The 4030-nt window shown below is 69.4% G+C and carries 5 protein-coding genes; 2 read left to right on the top strand and 3 right to left on the bottom strand.

Going from position 1 to position 4030, the window contains the following annotated elements:
* Positions 1-255: 255 nt before the first annotated feature.
* Genes CCR87_RS07440 through CCR87_RS07430 form a run of 3 tightly spaced genes read right to left on the bottom strand, consistent with a single transcriptional unit; the run spans position 256 to position 2236 of the window.
* Positions 256-993: a hypothetical protein gene (locus tag CCR87_RS07440; RefSeq protein WP_201156919.1), complete on the bottom strand. Its 738-nt coding sequence runs from the start codon at positions 991-993 to the stop codon at positions 256-258.
* Entirely contained in the window at positions 990-1787 is a 798-nt protein-coding gene (locus tag CCR87_RS07435; RefSeq protein WP_201156918.1) for a nucleotide-binding protein, read from the bottom strand. Before CCR87_RS07435 ends, CCR87_RS07440 begins: the two co-directional genes overlap by 4 nt.
* Before the next feature lie 5 nt (positions 1788-1792).
* Positions 1793-2236: a hypothetical protein gene (locus tag CCR87_RS07430; protein ID WP_201156917.1), complete on the bottom strand. Its 444-nt coding sequence runs from the start codon at positions 2234-2236 to the stop codon at positions 1793-1795.
* Between the two features lie 328 nt (positions 2237-2564).
* On the opposite strand from CCR87_RS07430, the gene CCR87_RS07425 reads away from it, so the two are divergent.
* Together CCR87_RS07425 and CCR87_RS07420 are read left to right on the top strand one after the other, a co-directional pair.
* Complete coding sequence (locus CCR87_RS07425) at positions 2565-2900, top strand: hypothetical protein (protein ID WP_201156916.1); 336 nt, start codon at positions 2565-2567, stop codon at positions 2898-2900.
* A gap of 883 nt (positions 2901-3783) precedes the next feature.
* On the top strand, positions 3784-4030 hold a 247-nt coding region (locus tag CCR87_RS07420), incomplete at its 3' end, for a hypothetical protein (RefSeq protein WP_201156915.1).

The following is a 4030-nucleotide window of genomic DNA, read 5'->3' as shown; positions in this document are numbered from 1 at the left end:
CGCCTCAAGGCCCACAAGCAGCTGCCCACCCTCAAGGCTGCGCTCTTGCGCCACCGCGAGCCGGACCCCGCCACCGGCGTTGACCACGCCGCAGCGGCCGCCTAACCATGAGCTTGGCAACGCCGCCCAGACCCGATTTCAACATTCATCGGGACAGCCCCCCGGGCTGCGGCCATGGCGTCATCCGCGCGTCCCACGGATTGGGGCAGCCGACGCTTCTGAATCGACCCCTGGCCGCAATTCGCCACCCTGCAATCACCGGCCGGTCTGGTGTCCCGTATCATTTCTCCGGATCCAGCGAATCAACGGTTGCACCGCGAGTGTCCCAAGGACGCCGATCGCGAGGAAGAGCCACCCCGGGGCCGTCGTGACCCGATGGCGCAGTTCGGTCATCACCCGGGCCGGGAACGCCTCCGGAGTTGGGGCGGGCGCCTTGTCGATCCAAAGCGGCACCAGGCAGGCGGGCCGACTGTCTGTCTGGGGAAGGAACAGGGTGCTGTCGGGGGCACAGTCTTCAGCGATCGTTCTCTCGACCGAGGGGTTGGCTGCGATGAGCGTCGCCCAGGTCTCGGCTTCGGGGTGTGCGGCCAGCATCTCGAGAAACCCCGACCGGCGGTCGAGGCCGAGCTGGGCACCCCACGCGATGCCGAGACCAACCAACACTGTGCTGGCGACGACGGCGAGGGCGGCCAGGTTCCGGGCAGCCCGGTGGCGCAGGTCTCGGGCCGCCTCTGCGGCTGCATCGCCGAGGGTGTCGCGCACGGTGTCGCGGAGGCTGGCGACCAGTTGGCTGTTGCGATCGCTGAGTTCGGCGCGCATCCGGCGCGCCATGGCCTCCGGCATGCGGGCCATGGCCAACTCCATGACGAACATGACCGCGAGCGGATCCCCGGGGTCGACGCTGGCCTCGTTCAGTCGATCCATGACGGCCCGGCGGTTTTCCTCTGTCAGGCCACGGCTGGAGATCATGCGGGCGAGGCGATCGACGCTCATCCGCCGACCCCCAGAGTGGCCCTGATCTCCGGCGTCAGTTCGGCGTCGAATGCGCGCAGGAACTGGCGGATCCGCTGGCGCTGGATGAGGGGGAGATCGCGGTGCTGGGAGGCGACGCTGAAGGGGGCCGATGCCGCGAGCGCCAGCGCCGCGGCGCCGTCATCCAGGGCCGGCAGGCACATCTCCATACCTCCACGATCAAGGAGGCGTTCGCGTGTCTTGCCGCCGTGCTGTCCATCCGCTGTCCCGAGCCATGCCCAGAGATCCGCTTCCCGGGCGCGGTGGCGGTTGATCACCGCGACGTGACCGATGCGGCGGCAGGGCGTCGTGAGGTCAAGGTACTGCCCGACGGATACGACGGAGCCTTCGTCGCGGTTGACCAGATGCAGAATGGTCATGTTGACGTCGAGGTCGTCGAGGGTCTGATCCAGGCCAATGAGGCCGGTTGCAGGATCATCGCCGAACAGCATGCACAGAGCTCCAAGCGCCCCGCCAGCGAGATCGTGCAGCATGACCCGGGCGTCCGTTTCCAGACAGTTGATCAGCAACCCCCGGCTGTCCGCATCGCGGATGTCGTACGGGACCACCCCTTGCGAGGGATCCTGCGGGTCTTGCAGGTGGCCGTCGCTTGTGCGGCTTCCATGCAGATCGACGAGCCCTCCGATGGCGCCATCGGCGTCATAGCCATCGACGCGCTGGCCTGACTGACGAAGGGTGTCGAGCAGCGCAGCGGCAAACATCGTCTTGCCCACGCCCCCTTTCTGACTCGAGGTGGTCAGCAGAGTTCTGGTCATGGGTGTCAAAGCTCCTGTTTTGGGTCGCGCATCAGGTGTGTGCTGCTGGAAGATGCGGGGCGCCCGTCGGGTTTTGGGACGGCTGGTGATCTGCGGGCGGGCGGATGCGACGTGGCGCGTGCCGGCCGGGCGCGCGCGCGGCAGATGGCGTAGATGCGATCCCCATCAGGGGTGTCTTCACCGGCTGCCTCCAGGTCCTGCACGGCCAGATGGATCCGGCTGGCGTAGTTGCGCAGCCCACCCGGGCCGATCCTGATCCCGACCCCGGCGAGCACCGTGGCAATCTCCTGCCAGCTGACGTGGCGGGCGCGGAGCCGCGCGATCACCCCGCGTCGATCGATCAGACGGCGGAGCACTGGAACCGGCGCGCTGGCCTCCAGGTTTGCGACGGCGGCCTCGAAAGTCTGCTCGCGGGCAGTTGCATCTTCACTCCGGGGGTCGTCATCCATCACCGTGCTCCGTCTGACCTCGGGTCATTGTCCGACGGAACAGTGAAAGTCCGAAGCGGTCATCTTTGAGTGTGCGGGGCGAACAGGGCGCCGCCACCGGATGCCCTGTGATCGTCTCCAGGTCGGGACTGGTATGACCCGCGTCACCAACGGGCATGCACGCCTGCGCCATCGGAGACGACGCGGCGCGCATCCGGTGAGGCCGATGGCCTTTCATGAACTTAGGCGGATGCCGCAAAATCCCGTCGGCGGGATTTCGGGTTTTTCATCCTGGGCGCCTATCCTGACCACAGGGGGCCGATGGATGGCCGTGGCGGGGGCGCGAGACATGGCGAGGAACAGGACCCGATCGGCCGGCGCGGTGCGGGCGGAGCGGTTCGAGGCCTGGCTGTCGGGCGAGGATCTGATGCATGCCAGGGCGGCGATGCGGGCCTCCGGCTGTCGGAAGAAGTCAGACTTCGTGCGCCAACGGCTCGTGCGTGGGGCCGGTTTGGCCAGCGCGTCCGAGACCGGCAAGCTGTGCCTGGCGGTCAACGCGACGCTGCTGGAGCTGGAGCAGGCCGATCACCCCGAGGCGGTTCGGGCCCGTCTCGACGATCTCCGCGACCTGCTGCGGCTGCTGATCCTGGCCCGTCTGCCCGACACCCACAGCCCGAAAGACTGAGCCATGCGCCCCTACCTCAGCAGCCACCCCTCCCCCTTCGCGGCCCTGCGCTACGCCCGTGGCCTGAAAGCCGGTGTGCGTCGGCCGGCCGCCCCGATCGCGGCCACGGTGCCGATCCTGCCCGAGCCCGAAACGCTGAAGCTCATCGAGACCCTGCGCCACCCCGTCGCGGGGCAGGCCGAGGTCCTGACGGTGACCCTGTCGCTGCCGCGGGGGCGCCACCTGGACCGGGCCGGCTGGCGCGGAGCGATCGGAGTGCTCTGGGACGCCCTCGGCCTGCCCGGCGAAGCGATGCCGTGGGAGGCGTGGCGGCACGATGACACGCGCATCTCGCATATCCACATCCTTGCTCTCCTGAGGGTATTTGACGGCGGGCTCCTGGAGCTGCGCGGGCGCAAGCGCGCCTGCGACCGGGCGGACATCGCCCTGTCACGCCATCTCGGCGTGGCACATTTCCCCTACCCCTGGGCCAGCCCGGCCCGCCTCGTGCCGCCGGTGCCGCAGCGGCGCACGCGCAAGGCCGCGGCGGCCGGGCTGGCCGACCTTGCCGAGGAACTCGCCCAACTGATGCGCGCCACCGAGCCCGCGGACCGCGCCGCGCTGGTGGCCGCGGCCGAGGCGCGCCGCCCCGGCGGCTACACGCTCGCTTACACCACGAACCGCCACGGCACCCTCGCCCTCGCGTTCCGCCGCCCCACTGCGGGAGCTATCGAACCCCTCCCCGGCGGCACCCTGTCACCGTGGCTGACACCGCGCAGCCTCGACCGGTGCCTCGCCCATGCCGGTCGCCTGCGCCCGGCCCGTCGGGCCCTCGAACTCGGCCGGTTGCTGCGCCTGACCGGTCCCCTGTCCACCGACCTTCCCCGACTTCGGAGACTTCTCGATGACCGACTCCACCCCGTTCTCGACCGCCTCAGAGCTCTCGGACCCGGTCCAGACAATCCTCGGCCGTCTCGACCTGCTCCTGGACGGCCTGCAGGATCTGACCCCGCTCCTCGACCTACTGAACAAGCCCGAGGCAGAGCCCATCCGCCAGCTGGCGGCGCTGCTGCAGACCCTGACCGAGACGGCCGACGCGCTCGAGACCGCAACGCGGCAGCTGCCGGATATCCTGGCCGAGACCCAGGCCC

The organism is Rhodobaculum claviforme, from assembly GCF_016653255.1.
Lineage (GTDB): Bacteria > Pseudomonadota > Alphaproteobacteria > Rhodobacterales > Rhodobacteraceae > Rhodobaculum > Rhodobaculum claviforme.
The sequence above is the reverse complement of the archived record's forward strand: the minus strand, read 5'-3'. Positions and strand labels throughout refer to the sequence as shown.